General features: G+C 49.0%; 11 protein-coding genes. 4 read left to right on the forward strand and 7 right to left on the reverse strand.

Going from position 1 to position 18,278, the window contains the following annotated elements:
* Positions 1-62: 62 nt before the first annotated feature.
* The 5 genes from EZ315_RS04005 to EZ315_RS04020 form a co-directional block, all read right to left on the reverse strand.
* Positions 63-2,591, reverse strand: a complete 2,529-nt coding sequence (locus EZ315_RS04005; protein ID WP_135470819.1) for a glycoside hydrolase family 88 protein — start codon at positions 2,589-2,591, stop codon at positions 63-65.
* A 338-nt stretch (positions 2,592-2,929) separates the two neighbouring features.
* The gene (locus tag EZ315_RS16310) at positions 2,930-3,073 is read right to left on the reverse strand and encodes a hypothetical protein (RefSeq protein ID WP_170957452.1); all 144 of its coding nucleotides are present in this window, start codon (positions 3,071-3,073) and stop codon (positions 2,930-2,932) included.
* 214 nt (positions 3,074-3,287) lie between these two features.
* A complete protein-coding gene (locus EZ315_RS04010) occupies positions 3,288-5,651 on the reverse strand; it encodes a hypothetical protein (RefSeq protein WP_135470820.1) in 2,364 nt (787 codons plus the stop codon).
* 34 nt (positions 5,652-5,685) lie between these two features.
* On the reverse strand, positions 5,686-7,725 hold the full coding sequence (locus EZ315_RS04015; RefSeq protein WP_135470822.1) for a RagB/SusD family nutrient uptake outer membrane protein: 2,040 nt from the start codon (positions 7,723-7,725) through the stop codon (positions 5,686-5,688).
* A 41-nt stretch (positions 7,726-7,766) separates the two neighbouring features.
* Positions 7,767-11,012, reverse strand: a complete 3,246-nt coding sequence (locus tag EZ315_RS04020) for a SusC/RagA family TonB-linked outer membrane protein (RefSeq protein ID WP_135471901.1) — start codon at positions 11,010-11,012, stop codon at positions 7,767-7,769.
* Positions 11,013-11,857: 845 nt separating this feature from the next.
* Between EZ315_RS04020 and EZ315_RS04025 the strand changes: the two genes are divergently transcribed.
* Entirely contained in the window at positions 11,858-12,412 is a 555-nt protein-coding gene (locus EZ315_RS04025; protein WP_135470824.1) for a zeta toxin family protein, read from the forward strand.
* Positions 12,409-12,594 carry a hypothetical protein gene (locus EZ315_RS04030; protein ID WP_135470826.1) on the forward strand — a complete coding sequence of 62 codons (186 nt, stop codon included), beginning with the start codon at positions 12,409-12,411 and terminating at the stop codon, positions 12,592-12,594. Before EZ315_RS04025 ends, EZ315_RS04030 begins: the two co-directional genes overlap by 4 nt.
* Before the next feature lie 118 nt (positions 12,595-12,712).
* Here the strand turns inward: EZ315_RS04030 and gpmI are convergent, their stop codons facing one another.
* Together gpmI and EZ315_RS04040 are read right to left on the reverse strand one after the other, a co-directional pair.
* Positions 12,713-14,230, reverse strand: coding sequence for a 2,3-bisphosphoglycerate-independent phosphoglycerate mutase (gpmI, locus tag EZ315_RS04035; protein WP_135470828.1), 1,518 nt, complete (start codon positions 14,228-14,230; stop codon positions 12,713-12,715).
* A 235-nt stretch (positions 14,231-14,465) separates the two neighbouring features.
* Positions 14,466-15,923, reverse strand: a complete 1,458-nt coding sequence (locus tag EZ315_RS04040) for an ATP-binding cassette domain-containing protein (protein WP_135470830.1) — start codon at positions 15,921-15,923, stop codon at positions 14,466-14,468.
* 220 nt (positions 15,924-16,143) lie between these two features.
* Here EZ315_RS04040 and EZ315_RS04045 point away from each other — a divergent pair, with 220 nt between their 5' ends.
* Together EZ315_RS04045 and EZ315_RS04050 are read left to right on the forward strand one after the other, a co-directional pair.
* Positions 16,144-17,100 (forward strand): PCMD domain-containing protein, encoded by a 957-nt coding sequence (locus EZ315_RS04045; RefSeq protein WP_170957453.1) that lies wholly within the window; start codon positions 16,144-16,146, stop codon positions 17,098-17,100.
* Between the two features lie 4 nt (positions 17,101-17,104).
* Positions 17,105-18,277, forward strand: a complete 1,173-nt coding sequence (locus tag EZ315_RS04050) for a BamA/TamA family outer membrane protein (protein ID WP_135470832.1) — start codon at positions 17,105-17,107, stop codon at positions 18,275-18,277.
* Position 18,278 lies beyond the last annotated feature (1 nt).

Genomic DNA, 18,278 nt, shown 5'->3' on the forward strand with positions numbered 1-18,278 from the left:
CAGATACCGGACTGTTATCCTGGCTTTATATTTCAATCAAGTACTTTAGGATTACAAAATGCTTACAGCCTTTCCATCTCAAGGCAAGCATTTATGAACGGGCCCACGCCCTTGGCGTCATTATCGCGTATAGGTTCTGAGATATAATACTCAAACGAGCCGTCACGATATTTCTTGTCTCCTCCAAGCCCGGCTACGGCACAACAGTTGGTCAGCGACATCGAGCCATCCTTATCGAAACGCACAAGATTCTTTAGAAGTCCGTTCCAGCCTGTGAGCGCGGCATTAAGATAGCTCTTGTCGAGCACACCCATACGCACTCCGCGCAACAGTCCGTAGACAAACATCGAGCTGGCTGTGCCCTCAAGGTAATTACCATCTCTTCCCGGCTGGTCAAGCACCTGATACCACACTCCGCTCCTTGTGTCCTGAGTCTTCACTGCACCATCGGCAAACGACTTGAATATCCTCACAAGTTCAGGGCGTTTGGGATGGTCGGCCGGCATCTCTTCAAGAACATCAAGAAGAGCCATGAATGTCCAGCCCATGGCACGTCCCCATGCATGAGGAGCCTGCCCGGTCTGCTTGTCGGCCCAACGCTGCTCCTTGCTCTCATCCCAGGCATGGCGGTAAAGGCCTGTCTTGGGATCATATGTGCGCTTGGCAACGAGGATAAACTGGTCTGCTATATGGTCCCATGCCTCATCCTTATCCTTCCCGGAGAGGAATCGGTTGACATATTTCGCACTGAACGGCTCTGCCATGAACAGTCCGTCGAGCCACATCTGATGCGGATAGATCTTCTTATGCCAATATCCACCCTCGCTTGTGCGCGGATGGGATGCAAGCTGCTTCCACAAAGTGTGAGCGGCTGTGAGATAACGCTCTTCACCTGTGCGGTCGTAAGCCTGTAGCAGCAATGTTCCGTCCTTGATATTATCGATATTGTACGACTCCATCTTGTATCCCTTTATGGAACCGTCACTGTTAACGAGAGTGTCCACATAACTGAGCACATAGGCTGCCATATCGCCATCCTTATATCTGTCAGCCACATTTAGTATAGCGTCGAGCTCTGTGCCTATCGAATAGGTCCATTTCGGCCCCCTGTGATAATCAAGCATCCAGCTTTCCGGACAACGCTTCATCTCCGAGAGAGCCATACGCTGCGAAAGGGGCTCATTCTCGGTGACAAGTTTGCCGTTGATATACGTGTTGGCGATGCGGACATTCTTGGTGAGACCGTTTATAGAGTTTCCGCCATTCTTCACGCCATCCCACTTGCAGTTCTTGACCTCTATATTGCGGATGTTGCAAAGGTCCTCATAGCCCTCGATGACAATACCGTATTTACTCTCCTTGCACGAGATATTCTCCAGATACACATCCTGCACTACCGGCGGGAAACTGTGGTCACATGCCTCTTTACGCTCATAGATGAGATTGATCTTAAGCACAGCTTCGTTGCACTGTCCCACCTCTATGTTGCGGCAGAATATGTTCTCGATCACACCTCCGCGACAAGAGTTGGTCTTGATGCGCACCACCCTGTCGAGATCGGGCGAATCCATCACACAGTTCTCGGCAAAGAGATTCGAGAATCCACCCGATATCTCCGAACCCACGACTATGCCACCGTGACCGTTCTTCATACGGCAATTACGCACTATCACATTCTCGGTAGGTGTAGCCGCCTCTATACCGTCGCGGTTACGACCGCTCTTTATGGCAATGCAATCGTCACCTGTATCGAAGAAACAGTCCTCGATAAGCACGTTCTTACAGCTCTCAGGATCGCATCCGTCGCCATTGGGACCTTCGTTCTGTATATGCACGCCGCGCACAGTGAGATTCTCACAGAAAAGCGGATGAATCACCCAGAACGGAGAACGCAACAGCGTGACATCCTCGATAAGCACGTTCTTGCACTCCACGAAATTGACAAGCTGTGGACGCATTCCATAACCCGGGCCCATCTGACGCTTCTCGACAGGGACTCCGTTCTCATTCCACTCCTGAAGCAGCGGTCGGCCTATCTTCTGGGTGGCGACAGTGCCGGGACCTGTATAATCATGCCCACGTTTCGAACTCATACCCCACCAGTTGGAATTGTCGGCAGCTCCGTCAACAGTGCCTTTACCGGTCAGGGCTATATTCTTGGCACCTATCGCATAAATCAAAGGCTGATAATTATAGCAATCCATGCCCTCCCAACGAGTCCTCACTACAGGATACTGAGTGGTATCGGTGGTGAAAAGAAGAGTGGCACCCTCCTCAAGATGAAGATTCACATTGTCCTTTATGGTAATAGGACCGGTGAGCCATGTGCCTTTGGGCACCACTACCCTGCCGCCCCCTTCCCGGGAACATACATCAATCACCTTATTGATAAGCTCGGTGTAAAGGAAACCTTTAGTCTTGGACTTCTTTCCGTAATCAAAGATCTTATAATCCTTGGCTCGGAACTCAGGCTGACTGATGGACTTCTCAATCTGCGGGTACACATCACGCCAAGCCTCGTCAGGAGTGATGGCGGCCACACTCCCCCAACTCAGGAAAAGCCCCGCAAGCATCATACAGATTTTCTTCATGGTATATTTCATTTTGTAGTCAGAATTTCGCATTTGGACTACAAAGGTACGCATTTTTAACAAAATACGTAGTTATTTTATGTTAACCAACAAGTAATGACAACTATACCGATAATATTCACTATGACACATCCTAAACATATCACTTATCTCTTAGCTGGGCTGCAATAAGATGAATCATTGGAGCATGTTTACTCCGATAAAAAGCCCTTGCGCCTGATTTTCAGAAAACTCTTCCGGCAAACATAAGGTCTTAATTTTGTATTCTTCATCATAGAAATCGAGGGCTACCACTAAGTGATTGCCCTCGTTATCGGGTATAAGTCTTTCGATGTTCCTCATAGCCTGCGAGCTCCGCTATCCTTACTATATTTTTCACGGAGCTGTTGCATACGTGCGCGTTTGCGATCCTGAGCCTTTTCGATGAAAGCGACCAACTCAGGAGAGGGATTTTTAATGTGGATTATGTTTGTCGTTTCCATACTGATATTTTATGTCTGATTGCAAAGTTATGATATTTTGTTCTATTATCAAATTTTTTCAATCGATATTTTAATGGCTTCTGATTTTATAACATATTGAATTCCTCGAAAGTTAGTTAAAGCAATCGCCTCCCCGGGAGCTGCGTGGCAGGCTCGGCAGGGAGGCGATATTTATGGGTGCATGTCTGTCCTGCTTCGGACAGGATGCAAAGGCTTAGAGATTGTCGTAATAGTGCATCGGATCAGCAGTGTTCCAACGTGGGTCCCCGATACGCTTTGTCACTATATCATGACCCTGGATAGCTGGGTCCTGCTTATACTTGAGAGCATTCCAGATGTCGGCAGGGGCCTCATGGTCACGATGGTTAGACTTGGATGTGTTATGCTCTGTGTAAGGAGGATTCGGGCTATTGAAGAGCTCTGTTGCCTTGAGAGCAGGAGTACCGGTCTTTACCTCAAGATCATCCTTTGTACCCTGATTGAACTGCGGGAAAGCACCGAACGAATTCTTATTCAACGAGAAACGGTAGCTCTCGAAGAATTTGTCGTCTGAAAGGGTCTTGCTGCCTGCAATATAATTGTCCTTAACAAGATATGTCATGCTGCCTGAGCCCTTTATCTCTCGAATATCAGAACCGGCCTGATATACCGCACGCTTGTCATTGTCAGCCTTGGTGACAACAAGAAGATTATTGCAGAACTCAAGGTGAGAATCCCCTGGCAGGTAACGTATCTGGAATATGGTACGGTCCTTGGTGCGGGTTGAATAATTGATGAATGTGTTGTTGTTGACACGTATGTTCCACTTCACCTCATTGGTGTACTCAATGTTCTTGTCATTATCATTGATGAGACATGTACGAGGACAGTCATACATAGTGTTGTTGCTGAACTCAAAATCGGTATAGATATTTGAGATAGTGCTCGCACCGTCACCGGCAATCCAGGCATATCCGCGACCATTATTGTCGTAGTAGCCGCAATTGTAGAACATATTGCCCTTGATAAGCATCTTATCAAACACCTTCTGCTTGGTTCCCTGAACACGGATAAATCCACGCACCATGCGCTGGAACGAACAGTTGAGCACCTGGAGCGATTTGATACGCACCTTCATGCCGTTACTGTACATATTGGCGAAATAGTTGCCGGTGGCAGAACCTTCTCCTTCCTGCTGATGGCCATAGTTGAGAGCTTTGGGGCAGTCGAAGTCAATATTCCTGAATATGAGATCTCCTACCTCTATGAGACAGTCAGGCTCACCGCCTGCCTTCTGGCGGCCGAACATAAAGTTGCAGGTACCGAGGTCGGCTGTCTCATTGCCATACTCATCAAGTCTGTTACCCATACCACCGAGATACACAATGGCACGCTTGCCCTGCGCCACATCCTCAGGCTTGGTCTCAAGAGTGAAGCCCTTGGCAAGAACCGGATTACTGTAGAAATAATAAGCCTTACCGCCTTCAAGATAGAACACCTGTCCCTCTGCAAGATTGGTGTCAGAACCGAAGTTGCCGATAATGGTGTCAAGAGGAGACGCATTGAATTCCACTGCACCTGGAATACGGTCGTTAGGAATCACCTTATGCTCGATGACAATAGGATCACCGGGAGTGCCGTAGACAGGCTTGAGGATCGAATTGTAACGCTGGTCCACATATGCCTTATCGGGATTATCGTCAAGCACCTCTACCACATATTTCGCATTAGGCATAAGTCCTGTCACCTTGTAAGTGGCAATACCGTCAGTAAAGTCCGACTGCTGGATGGCGTAATTGCTCCATTTACCGTCGATAGTAGCTTCAGGATTATCCTTGGCTGGCTTCACAGTGAGTTTTGTCACCTTGAAAAGAGCCTTTGTACGGTCATCCTGATTGCCGTCCTGTATGCGGTCGAAATACTCTTTATATGTATTCCATAAAGCATCTGACTTCTTAGGCTGATCACTGGGTTTCTCACCCTTTACAGCCTCATAGATAGCATCAGCGGCATTGATGTTGACCTTGACTGTGAAATAAGAGCAGTCAGCGGCAACATCCTGGATAGACACAAGCTCAGGAGTGTCATAACGAGGCTCCATGGTCAGTCCGGCCTGCTCCGCCCATTCACGTCCATTACCGTAGCCATACCATTTGGAGTGGTGCTCTTCGATGCCATCGGGATTGAGCACTCGGATAGCAAAGCGATAAGCCTCTCCGTACTCAAGGTCAGGTATCCTCAGCGAGAGCTGCTCGGGATCCTCTATGATAACACGGTCGGTGAGATTGTCAGGATTATCCCAGTCCTCTGCAAGACCGGAGGTGAGACCGGAGGAAAGACCATATTTGATCTCGTATCCGGCGCAACCCTTTACGCCATACCACACGAGCATGGCTGTGTTCTTCTCCTCTGTGATGACACGCATTCCGAACGGATCGTTGTCGCCCTTGTCAGTGTTCTCGTTAAGGCGGAACATAGTCATGGGCATGCGGTCAAACTCTTCAGCGGGATTGACCACACCCATCACCTCATCGTCCTTACAGGAAACGGTACCGAGGGCGAGGATTGCAGTCAGTGAATATAGAAATATTTTTTTCATTGTAGATTTGACTGAATTTGATTAGATGGGGTGTTTACTTGTATCCGTACTGGTTGACATACTTACCCTGCGAATAGGTGATGATCGAACGCGGGAAAGGCAGAATGTAACGCACGGGGGGAAGCTCATCGATGGATGGGAAGGATGAGGGCTCAGGAGCTGTCTCATAGTTTCCGTCACGGTTGATGAGGATTGAGGAAGTGCGGGGATCATAATAGATGTAACCGCGTAGAGAATAGCAGAAGTGAACGGTAGGACATCCGAGATCACTGTCAAACCAGTTCATGAAATCAGCACGTGCCACCTTGTCCTTGTTGTTTGGCTTCAGGTCCTGGGGCTTGCCGTTATTCCACTCTGAAGGCTGAGAATAAGGATTTACGATATACACCACATTCATATTGCCTGACTGATTGGGGAAAGCCTTGGCGGTAGGGAAGTTGGGGAAAGCTGCATCAGGCGCACGGTTGGGGATATTGTCCTGATAATATATCGCATACACAAGTTTCTTGGAATATGCGTCCGGATCATTGAAGTCATAAGTACCGACATAGTCGGCATACTGACCGTTGGACTCGGCAGCATTGAAATAGCGGAGGAATGTCCAGTAAGTGCTCTGTCCGAGGAGATTGTTGCGCACAAGGTCACGCCAGCGCATATTCTCTCCGGCAAACTCCAGACGACGTTCGTCGAGCACAGCCTTAAGGAAATCCTCGGGAGAGGTCTCTGTTACGGTAGCACTCAGATCTGAGCCGCGATAAGCACGTGCACGCACCATCTCCACACGCTGCTTTGCCTTGTCGGTAACATTTCCTGTATACCCCAACTCAGCCTCGGCTGACATAAGGAGCACATCGGCATAACGCATGTAAGGGAAATTGATACCGGTGTTGCCCTCGGTTGTGGCACCGAGACCGGATGCATTCCATAGTTTCGACCACTTGCCGTTGTAGAAAGTTCTGCCGTTATTGAACTTTGCCTCACCGAGCTGGTTGTAGCTGAACCACTGGTTCACATAGTCACGGCGCACATCACCTTCCTTGAAGAAAAGACGATAGAGAGCGTTGAGCTGGGCCGAACCCGAGGCCTTGCCCCAGGCATGAGGTGTGGCACCCTGGGCATTGTCCATCTTGGGGCCATGTATGTAGCCGATGCTGCCTGTCGACTCCTTGCCGAAGGGGATCTCGAAGATCACATCATCGTTGGTCGCGCTTGCCGAAAGCTGGCACTGGTCGACAAACACCTGATGGTAGTCCTTGGATAGAGAGTGGTTGGTGCGCTCAACTACCGAGTCGCAATACTCTGCGGCGGTCTTGTAATAATCCTTCCAGTTGGACAAACGGTCCATTTTGCCATACGAATTACCGTCAGGCTTCAGGTACCATCCGCCGGCTGTCATTGACAGACGTGCTATCATAGCCCAGCACATATCCTTGCTGATACGCTCGGCACGGTCGCTGAAAGAGTTGTCCGACGAAAGAGACATTTTGGGAGCGATACCCTTGAGATCCTCGATCAGGTCATCAAGAATCTTGTGACGCTCTGCCACATCATAAACAGGGTTGTCAACCACATAGGATGGCAGGAGTGAATAGGGCACATCACCCCAGTACCAGATGAGATCATGATAGAAGATGGCACGGAGCACCTTCACCTCACCAAGCATCTGCATGAGTTCCTTATCGTTCTCGTCATATATATCGGAATGCTGTATTCCATAGTCGAGCATATTGGCACGCTCCACACCCTGGTACAAGGCATCCCATGCCTTCTTGATATCGCTTGCATCGGCATCACATTCGAAACGCTGATATGCCGATGGGAGTGCGAACTCATTTTCATATATCTTAAACTCGACATCTGTGTTATAACAGAACTTTTCAAGGAACGCAGAACCATAGGTATTGCCGCTCAAAAGTGCAGCATAAACACCGTTGAGGGCACGGTTCATCTCCATCTTGTCGGTGTAGACATACTCGGGCGGAAGCTTGGAGGGGGCGTCTACATCCAGATAGTCGGAGCAGGATGCGAGCGATATACTCGCGAGACCGGCTAAAAGTATATTGTGAAGTTTCATTGTTATTCGTTTGGGAATAATATGGTATTATTTAGGGTTGGTTAGAAAGAGAGATTGATACCGAGCACATAGCTGCGTGAACGCGGATAGCGGTTCATGTCGAAAGAGGGGGTGAGTCCGCTCTGTATGTCAACCTCAGGGTCAAAACCGGAATAATTGGTTATGATGAAGGGGTTGGTCACCGATGCATAGAAACGACATTTGCTCATGCCGGCTTTATTGATCAGATTCTGTGGCATGGTATAGCCTAAGGTGATATCGGTGCAGCGCATGAACGAGCCGTCCTCTACGAAGCAGCTTGCAGTGATATCCTTATTCCAGTCCATAGGATTCCAGTTAGTCTGACCCTCGTTCATCGCGAGGTAATGCTCATGTGCTCCAAGTATCCAGTAGTTGCCGTAGTAGCACTCTGCTCCGTCGGCATAACGCCAGCGGTCGGTGTACTTGCCAAGCACGTTGTAGAACTTGTTCTCATTGTCAATCGATGACGACAGGTACATTGAAGTGGCATTGTACACATCGAAATCAAGGAAGTAAGTGAAGTTGGCAGTAAAGTCAAAATTCTTGTACTGACCTGAAAGTCCGAAGCCACCCTGTAGCTTGGGGGTTGTACGGCCTATCACTACGCGGTCATCATCGTCGATAATACCGTCGCCGTTCTGATCCTTGAACTTGGGCTTGCCTGGAAGTGTAGCCTTGCCTGACTGTGAATCCTTGAATATATTGTCCATATTAACAGGGATCTGCTTGCCGTTCTCATCAAGCTTGGGCTCATATTTCGAGTTTGCCACATTATAGTTGAATTCGTCTACCGAATAAAGTCCGTCATACTGGAAACCGTAGATGAGTCCGACCTCGCCACCCACTTCGAGACGATAGTTATAGCCGCCGTCTTTCGAGCGTTTGTGAGTGTCGTAAAGATACATGGCATCGCCGTTGAGCTTATCGACCTTCATCTTGTTGGCACCAAGATTGAAGTTGGCAGAGAGCACATAGTCCTTGCCACGGAGGATGTCACCGTTGACAGAAAGCTCAAAGCCGCGGTTGGTCACCTGACCGATATTACGGTACTGCCACTGGTAACCTACTGTCGAAAGGATATCGGCTTTATATATAAGGTCGGAAGTGGTGTTCCAATAGTACTCGGGAGTTATACGCAGACGGTTGTTGAAGAGAGCTATATCGAACGCGAAGTTGCGGGTGAGGGTTGTCTCCCACTTAAGCTCAGGATTAGGAAGATAATCGGCAGGACCATACCAAAGTTCACCGTCAGGGGTCACCTCACCGAATGCAGGTCCGCCTTCGGTCTTGGTGGTGTAGAGATAACGCCACATGTCGGCATCGATATTATTGTTACCAGCCTTACCGATGGCGGCACGGAACTTAAGCTCGTTGAGCCATTCAGCATCCTTCAGGAAGTTCTCCTCCGAGAGCACCCATGCAGCTGACACTGAGGGGAAGTAGCCCCACTGGTGACCATGAGCAAACATCGAAGAGCCGTCGGCACGGAATGTAGCTGACAGGAGATACTTGTGATCGAAATTATAGTTGAGCTGTCCGAAGTAAGAAGTAGTGCGGATAGCGGTACCTCTCTCTGACGATGACTGGTAAGGTGTACCGAGACTCATGTTGTCAAGGGCCTTGTCGGCAGTGATATTGTCAGGGAAATAACGGTTCTTCTGTGTGGTCTTTTCGGTCTGCTTGTGATAAAGCTCGAAACCGGCAAGAGCATAGAAGTTGTGCTTATCATTAAGGGTCCAGTCATAGGATGCAGTTGTGGTCCAGGTATATGAGTTGGTCTGCAATTTTTCTATCTGGGCTACGGGCTTGGAATTATACTTCTTGCCCTCCGAGGTAAGACGGCCCCAGAATCTCTTGTCATCCTTGAACTGTATAGAGTACACACCCTCGGTGCGGAGATTAAGACCGCTGATGGGCTTCCACTCCAAAGCAGCCTGATTGACAAATGTGTAGGCATGCTTCTTGCGCACATTGGTCTGAATATCGGCAACAGGATTGGTGTACTGGAAGATAGCCTCCTGGTCAGGGTCAACAGTGTTTTCATCCCAGAACGCACCGAACTCACGGATACCGTTTGTGGGACGGTAGCGGAGCACGTCGATGATACCTCCAGAACCGATATTGTCACCACCGGCACCTTCGTCACGGCGATATGACATCTTGGGGTTGTACTGGAGAGTAAGATTAGGGAGGATCTTGGTCTGAAGTTTGGTATGTATATTGGTGCGGCGAACTCCCGATCCCATGATCACACCGCGGTCATCGCTCTGAGTGATAGAGATATTGTAACGTGTCTTATCGTTACCGCCACCGATCGAAAGGTTGGTGGAATAGGAGAACGGATTATTACCCATCACCTCATCCTGCCAGTCATGGCTCGGAGCCTGGCGATAGAGGTCCATATCCTGAGGGTTACCGAAATTATAACGGAACTTGCGTGTCTGAGAGTTACGTGTGGAGTGTCCGGTAGCATAGTCCCACTGATAATTCACGAAATCGTAGGCACCCATCAGATCCATTTTCTTGGAGATATGGCTGATAGACCCCTGGGCGTTGAAGTTAACCTGGGTCTTGCCCTCGGCAGCACTCTTGGTGGTGACTATGACTACGCCGTTGCCGCCCTTGGCTCCGTAGATAGCGGTCAGGGAGGCATCCTTGAGGATGTCAATCGACTGAATATCAGAGGGAGGGATATCGTTTATGTTGTCGGTCTGGAATCCGTCGACGATATAAAGAGGGTCGTTGGACTGGGTAACCGACGTAGCTCCACGCACACGGATGTTGATGTCGGCTCCGGGTTGACCGTCAACCGTGGTGACCTGCACGCCTGCTACCTTGCCCTGGAGGGCGACAGCAGCCGAGGTCACCGGCACAGCGGCAAGCTTGACGCCTGACACAGAGCCCACAGAACCGGTGAGGTCGCGGCGGGCACGGGTGCCTCCGTAACCGATGACGACAACCTCTTCAAGAGCCTCGGAGTCCTCAAGAAGCACCACCTTGATTTCGGTCTGGCCGTTGACATCTATGGTCTGGGTCTTGTAACCGATGTAGGATACCTGAAGCCTTGCCTTGGGGGAGCATTTGATTGTGAACTTGCCATCGAAGTCGGTGGCGACACCGTCCTTTGAACCGTCGACAAGCACTGTCGCGCCGATCATAGGTTCTCCCGCGCTGTCCTCGACAACGCCGTTGACCGTGATGTTCTGTGCGCGTGCGGGCAGACCGACGCAGAGCACCAGCAGAAGGAGCATTGCTTTCCAGTGCATAGCAAAGGAAATCTGCCGTAGCCTTGGGCTACAGCCTGAGTTTAAGTCTTTCATGTAAATTGGTTAATTGATAAATAAGAATTGTTTCATGCAAAATGTTCTCGTGTATGAAGAGAGTTAGTGTAGCAGTTACAGAGTATGTATTAGTTACATTATATCAACAGTTCGGTAATTTTTGAGCAGGCATAGCTGTATCGCACTGATACACAATAGTTTGCATTGATATTGAATTGTTGTTGCATCTTATTGATATTCAATTGAATATGCAAATTTTACCGAACTATTATTATATAATAGATGTATATAAAGTGTGCTGTGCCTTTTCAGGATTAGCTTTTTGAGTCGGTATAGAGTTTAAGGTGGTCTCGCATACTTACAAGTCTCTTGATAAGAGATGCGACGAATTAAAATCGCACAAAGATATAGAAAAAACCACTTAACAGCAAATACTTTTAAATATTTTTAATTTTTGTTTAACAGGTAAATTGCTTTTCAAATTATACGTTAAAATTCACAATTGTTTGGCAAAAAAACACAAACAAAAGACTCAAGCAATTGTATTCCAACTAATTCAACATCATCCCAATCTCTTATCAAGAGATTGGGATATACAAGCACACATTACACATGACTTAATTGAAACCATCACTTATTTAACCCACAATAAATAACAAAGTTACTCAAATCGCTATTTTTGTACTACTTGCCGGTTGAAACTGCAAACCTGCTGTTGACTCTAAAGACAGAACATTTAACTAATAAATATTGTATAATAATAAAGCAATATCTATCTTTGCAATTTAAATAGCTATGGCTGTTGTTAACAACCGTAACATACACAGACCATGCAGCCGCGTCTATATATAATAGCAGGATGCAACGGTGCCGGAAAGACCACTGCATCGTACAGCATGCTCCCTGACATACTCCAATGCCGGGAATTTGTCAATGCCGATGAGATAGCCCGGGGACTGTCCCCTTTCCGGCCCGAACAGATGGCAATCCTCGCAGGCAAACTGATGCTCCAACGTATAGAAGCCTTGCTGGATGCCAACGAGACATTTGCCGTGGAGACCACTCTCGCCACAAAGAGCTACACTATGCTCATAAAGAAAGCCCGGCAGCTCGGCTACAGCATAGTGCTGATATTCTTCTGGCTGTCATCACCGGAACAGGCGATACAGCGTGTGGCGAAGCGCGTCAGCGAGGGCGGACATCACATCCCCACCGATGTGATCAGGAGAAGATACCGCAACGGCATCGAAAACCTCCGCTCAATATACATGCCTATAGTGGATACATGGATATTAATTGACAACAGTAATATCAAACAACGTATAATAGCAACCAATCAGGAAACATTCGACCTACTCTCACTCGAAAAGATAATGAACCAATGACAGCTAAAGAACATAAAGCATTCATAGACAACATACAGCAGGCTCTTGAGATTTCTGTAGAAAAGACCCTGCGCCGCAAAGCCGCCCTTGGTGAAAGCGTAGTCTACGCTCACCCCGACGGCACTCCGTATACATTACCTGCCACGGAAGCTCTCGCACGTTACCTGACGACAAAACAATAACGGAGGCACCATTCTCCCACACTTCCACAGCATCAACCATAAAAGAATATCGACAACCATTCATACACGAACGGTTGTCGATGTTCTTATTATTTATGATCTCTAAAATATCAGAGCATCAGCCCTTGATAAGAGCATGACCTGTCATCTCCTCAGGCTGTGGCAATCCCATGATCTCAAGAATGGTCGGAGCCACATCGGCAAGGCGTCCGTTCTCGACCTTGGCATTCTTATCGTCCGATACATAAACGCAAGGCACGGGATTAAGGGAATGTGCGGTGTTGGGAGTGCCGTCACCATTCACAGCGTTGTCGGCATTGCCATGGTCAGCAATGATTATAGCCTCATATCCGGCAGTCTTCGCAGCCTCAACAGTGTCATGCACACACTCATCCACAGCCTTTACAGCCTTGCAGATAGCGTCGTACACACCGGTATGTCCCACCATGTCACCGTTGGCATAGTTCACTACTATGAAGTCGTACTTCTCTTCCTTGATAGCTTCCACAAGTTTATCCTTCACCTCATAGGCACTCATCTCAGGCTTCAGATCGTAAGTGGCAACCTTGGGGGAAGCCACCAGGATACGCTCCTCACCCTCATAGGGGGCCTCGCGACCGCCATTGAAGAAGAATGTCACATGAGCATACTTCTCTGTCTCCGCAATATGAAGCTGCTTGAGCCCATTGGCTGAGATATATTCTCCGAGAGTGTTTCCGACATTCTCTTTCGGGAAAAGGATATGCACACCTGTGAAAGAGGCATCATAGGGGGTCATGCAATAGTATTGCAGACCGGGTACTACAGTCATTCCTGCCTCGGGGATATCGTGCTGGGTCAGAGCGATTGTAAGTTCCTTTGCGCGGTCATTGCGATAGTTGAAGAATATCACAGCGTCACCTTCCTTTATGGTGCCGTCGACCGCCGAATTGCAGATAGGCTTGATGAACTCGTCGGTGACTCCCTCATCATAGCTCTCCTGAACAGCCTGAACCATATCGGTGACCTGCTTCCCTTCTCCATTGACGAGAAGATCGTAAGCCACTTTCACTCGCTCCCAACGCTTGTCGCGGTCCATGGCATAATAGCGGCCTATGATCGAAGCAACCTCACCTGCGCTACCTGCACAATGAGCCTGCAAAGCCTCGATAAAGCCCTTGCCGCTGCGGGGATCAGTGTCACGGCCATCCATAAAGCAATGGATATATACCTTCTTCAGCCCATACTCCTTGGCTATGTCACAAAGGGCATATAGATGATCGAGCGAAGAGTGCACACCGCCGTCGCTGGTGAGACCCATAAAATGGATAGCCTTATCATGGTCACGCGCATATGAGAACGCGCTCACTACCTCAGGATTCTTAAGTATCGACCCGTCGGCACAAGCCTTATTGATCTTCACGAGGTCCTGATACACCACTCGGCCCGCACCGATATTGAGGTGGCCCACCTCCGAATTGCCCATCTGGCCGTCAGGCAGACCGACGTTCTCGCCCGAAGCCTGCAATTCGCTGTGGGGGTAAGTTTTCAACAGATAGTCCCAATAGGGAGTAGGAGTGGAATAGATCGCATCACTCTTGGAGTGATTGCCGATACCCCATCCATCCAGGATAATTAACAATGCTTTCTTTGCCATAATATATATGTACGCTTATTGAAGTTTAATTGTTCGTGGTCAATGCCCATACATCAGATCACACAGTGCATGACCGGCGCATGACACGCCAAATACGAGCAACCCCGCTGCTTCTCGACAAGAGCTCAGGCGGAATTTGCGCATGCAAAGTTACGTATAATTTCGCTAACTTAACCACTTAATATATAAGTTTCTTCTTATTTTTATACCCTTATATGTCACTTATATCAGCTTATTAACACAATCTCTTGCTCATATTAACACACGAGGGAAGCTCCTCCGGATAATGAGTGACAAATATCAATGAAGCACCTCTGCTCCCAACAAGAGCATCAATCACCCTGCGCATACGTTCCTTATTGACAACATCAAGTCCCTGGAACGGCTCGTCAAGCACAAGAAGAGCGGGCTGACGCGCAAATGCCCGGGCAAGAAGCACCACTTTCTGCTCTCCTGACGACAAGGTAGAGAAATCCCTGTCAGCCAACCCGGATATCCCAAGGCAATCGAGCCAGGCATCCGCCATGGCAAGCTCCTCTGGAGAATATTTTCTGAAACGCTCAAGCACAGGGCGCATACCTTCTGCCACGATACCCCTCACAGCAAGCTTGCTGCGGAAATACAACTGCATCTCAGGGCACACATACCCGATATTGTTCTTTATATCCCATATCGACTCACCCGACCCTCGCTTATGGTCAAATATCACTATGTCATTGGCATACGCCTGAGGATTATCTCCGCACACCATGCTAAGCAGCAGCGACTTGCCTGATCCGTTAGGGCCAGTCAGCATCCACCGCTCCCCGCGACGCACCTCCCAGTCAATACCAGAGAACACGTCACGACCACCATATGCAGCTTTACCGCCATGTATACTGAAAGCCATCTCATGTTCAGGCACATCACCGGGAGCATCAGGCAATATCACCGGAGCCAGGCAACAGCACCCCGATTCATCCGCGTCAGCGATCTCACATACCCGGCGTCTGACATCAGTGCTCCCTGTCACCATACCTGTGAAACGGCACCCTTCCAACGTCAGCATAGCATCCGCCCCATCAGGCACCTCCCCGGCATCACTAAGCAGCAACACTATATGCAAGCCTCTGTCACGAAGCGACATCAAGGCATCCCTGAGCTCCGTACGCGACCCGGCATCCAGCCCGATAAAAGGATTGTCAATCACAAGTATATCAGGAGCTGTAAGCAGAGCATTGATAATAAGGAGTTTCCTCAACTCTCCGCTCGACAGGTAATTGATTTTTTTGCATTCGACATCATTGAGAGAGAACTTTCCGCACATCTCCCGCCACAATCCACTCTCCATCGCCGTGCCGAATATCTCTCCCACCGAAGGGACATAATCATTCTCGCTCGACTCCAAACGCTGGTCATATCTCAGCACATCCACACCTGTAAATGAGTGTATGTCCGTGAAAGAGATCACCTTCACTGCCATGCCTTCACGCATGAACCTGATACGGTTGCCGAAGCCCCACCGACCAGATTCTATAACATATCCAAGAGTAGTCTTTCCTGCTCCATTAGGACCGACCACCGCTGTCAGCCCAGCTGCTATACCCAACCCCTCGGCTCCTTCCAGCCTCACCGGTCCGAAACATAGCGACGGCGATACAAACTCAGCCACATATTGAACGTCAGTGCACATTATCACTACTTTTTTTGACACAAAGGTACATTTTTTCAACCGTTAACAAAAATCACAGCCGACAATGAGTGTATGACCTACTCTACCATACACATTCTTTCCATTTTTGACCAATAAATTAGGCAAAATGTCTCCATTCGTATCCATTGTGGAACAATCCACCAATTTACAAGCCATAACAAAGACACAGTAAACATATTTTTCTTTAATTTTGCAGCTGTTTTCCGGATTTACATCACCAATGTTTAAGATAAAAAGACACATACTCTCCTCACTGGCAAGCCTGATAGCATTCACAGCAGCAAGCGAAAAAGTAGTGCCCATTCGCTACGGCAACATGGAGCACTGGACCATCCGTCACATCAAGGAGTCAGCCGTCATAGGGGGCAAAGAAAAGACCCTCTATGAGATAGGAATGGACTCTGTGGTCAATGGCAATCACCCCTACCACAATCTCGGAGGCTCACCATGGGGCACATCCAACGTAATGGCAAAAGTAGCAGGTGTGGTAAAAACCAACTGCTGCGTGTATCCCGACAATCATAAGGGTGGACGTTGCGTAAAAATGACCACACACATCGAGTCACTCAAAGTGCTCGGACTCGTCAACATAAATGTCCTCGCCGCCGGATCGATATTCCTCGGCGACATGAAAGAGCCTATAACAGGCACAAAAGACGGCCCAAGAAGCCTCAACTGGGGGATACCGTTCACCCAACGGCCAAAAGCATTACGATTCGACTACAAATTCTATACCCCGGGGACAGCAAACCGCATCAAACAGACAGGATTCAGCCACAAGACTTCCGTACCGGGTCCTGACTACGGTGTCGCTCTACTCATACTCCAAAAGCGCACCGAGGACTCTGCCGGCAACATCACAGCCCGGCGCGTAGGCACACTCGTGGTAAAATACTCAAAGACCACGCCTGCATGGGTCGACAACGCAACCTACGACATCCTTTATGGCGACATCACAGGTTCTCCCAAATATGATGCCACAATGATGGGCCTTCGCTCCATTGACTACGCCCGCAACAGTAAAGGCGAGAACGTGCCGGTCAAAGAGACCGGATGGGCAGCTCCGGGCGAGACTCCCACTCATCTTATGATACAGTTCTCCTCATCACATGGCGGTGCATTCATCGGCACACCTGGCAACACCCTGTGGATTGACAACGTAAGACTCGTATATTGAAATCATGATTTCACGCCTGCACCACAGCCTCGTCCTGTCCCTCCTGCTGCTCCTCTCAGTTCCGGTCAGTGCTGCAACGGTCAGCACCGATACCGTGTGCCCGCCGGCAGAGGGGAAATCAGGGAAAAGCTTCATCAAAAAGTTTATCGATTACTTCGGCAACGCCAACAAAGGCAAGGATACCAAAGGTATGGACTTCAGCATCATCGGAGGTCCGTACTACAACACCGACATGGGACTCGGCATCGGTCTCGTGGCCTCGGGCTTGTACCGCACCGCCGACACCGACTCCATTTTGCCCCCTTCCAATGCATCACTCTTCGGCAAAATCAGCACCAAAGGATTCGCAAGCATAGGTATCCGAGGCACCCATATAGCACCCGAGGATACCTATCGTATCACATACATAGCTGAATTCCTGGCAGATCCGAGCGACTATTGGGGCATAGGCTATGAGATGGCAAACAATGATGCCAACGAATCGAACATGAAGCGTACAGGAGTGAAAATCAACGGTGCGTTCCTATTTCATCTTGGCTCCAACATATATGCCGGACCTAAAGTAATGTTCGACTACATACATGCATTCAAGATAGAACGTCCCGACCTACTTATGGGGATGCGCACATCACTCTTGAACACCGGTATCGGAGTCACCCTTTCCTACGACTCGCGCGACGTGCTCACCAATCCTCACCGCGGCATCTACGCATCAGTCAGCCAGTCATTCCGCCCCAGGTTCATGGGCAACAAGTATGCATTCTCCACCACCGAGCTACAGCTCGACGGCTACCGGCCGCTATGGAACGGAGCAACCCTCGCAGGCGACCTCCGTGCCACATTCAACATCGGCAACCCCTCATGGTACATGATGGCACAGGTCGGAGGCTCCTACTTCATGCGCGGATACTATGAGGGGCGTTACCGCGACAAGAACATGATGGCGGCACAGGTGGAATTGCGCCAGCATCTGTGGAGACGCATCGGCATTGTGGCATGGGGAGGCACAGCCACAGTGTTCAGCAAATTCAGTCAGGTACAGATGCGCCGCATGCTCCCAAACGCCGGGGTCGGATTCCGGTGGGAATTCAAGAAGGATGTCAATGTGAGATTTGACATCGGATTCGGAAAGAGCGGGCAGAACGGATTTATGTTCAATATCAACGAAGCTTTCTAAA

It is taken from the genome of Duncaniella freteri (assembly GCF_004766125.1).
Classification (GTDB): Bacteria; Bacteroidota; Bacteroidia; order Bacteroidales; family Muribaculaceae; genus Duncaniella; species Duncaniella freteri.

Bases quoted from the DNA above. Each gene is read 5' to 3' on its own strand.
- EZ315_RS04005 (WP_135470819.1), bottom strand. From the start codon at position 2,591: ATGAAGAAAATCTGTATGATGCTTGCGGGGCTTTTCCTGAGTTGGGGG.
- EZ315_RS16310 (WP_170957452.1), bottom strand. From the start codon at position 3,073: ATGGAAACGACAAACATAATCCACATTAAAAATCCCTCTCCTGAGTTG.
- EZ315_RS04010 (WP_135470820.1), bottom strand. From the start codon at position 5,651: ATGAAAAAAATATTTCTATATTCACTGACTGCAATCCTCGCCCTCGGT.
- EZ315_RS04015 (WP_135470822.1), bottom strand. From the start codon at position 7,725: ATGAAACTTCACAATATACTTTTAGCCGGTCTCGCGAGTATATCGCTC.
- EZ315_RS04020 (WP_135471901.1), bottom strand. From the start codon at position 11,012: ATGCACTGGAAAGCAATGCTCCTTCTGCTGGTGCTCTGCGTCGGTCTG.
- EZ315_RS04025 (WP_135470824.1), top strand. From the start codon at position 11,858: ATGCAGCCGCGTCTATATATAATAGCAGGATGCAACGGTGCCGGAAAG.
- EZ315_RS04030 (WP_135470826.1), top strand. From the start codon at position 12,409: ATGACAGCTAAAGAACATAAAGCATTCATAGACAACATACAGCAGGCT.
- gpmI (WP_135470828.1), bottom strand. From the start codon at position 14,230: ATGGCAAAGAAAGCATTGTTAATTATCCTGGATGGATGGGGTATCGGC.
- EZ315_RS04045 (WP_170957453.1), top strand. From the start codon at position 16,144: ATGTTTAAGATAAAAAGACACATACTCTCCTCACTGGCAAGCCTGATA.
- EZ315_RS04050 (WP_135470832.1), top strand. From the start codon at position 17,105: ATGATTTCACGCCTGCACCACAGCCTCGTCCTGTCCCTCCTGCTGCTC.